Here is a 276-nt window from a genome sequence, read left to right as displayed (position 1 = left end):
ATACTAAGCCTACCAGTACTAATGGAATAGCAACAACGTGTAGCGCAAAGAAACGGTTTAGAGTAATACCAGAGATGATATAGTCACCACGTACCCATTCAGCAAGGCCATCACCAATAACAGGTAGAGCTGCAGGTAAGTTCAAGATAACCTGAGCACCCCAGAATGACATGTTGCCCCAAGGTAGTAGGTAACCGAAGAAACCTTCTGCCATAAGTGCTAGGTAGATACCCATACCGATGAGCCAGATAAGCTCACGAGGTTTTTGGTATGAAC

The 276-nt window shown here is 44.9% G+C and carries 1 protein-coding gene; it reads right to left on the bottom strand.

Going from position 1 to position 276, the window contains the following annotated elements; all coding sequences use genetic code 11:
* Positions 1-276 (bottom strand): cytochrome b N-terminal domain-containing protein (locus AAEY57_RS19905; RefSeq protein ID WP_350608653.1); only part of this gene is annotated, 276 nt, incomplete at both ends.

Origin of the sequence: Pseudoalteromonas sp. MER144-MNA-CIBAN-0113, assembly GCF_040308965.1 — a bacterium.
Taxonomy (GTDB): Bacteria; Pseudomonadota; Gammaproteobacteria; order Enterobacterales; family Alteromonadaceae; genus Pseudoalteromonas; species Pseudoalteromonas tetraodonis.
The sequence above is the reverse complement of the archived record's forward strand: the minus strand, read 5'-3'. Positions and strand labels throughout refer to the sequence as shown.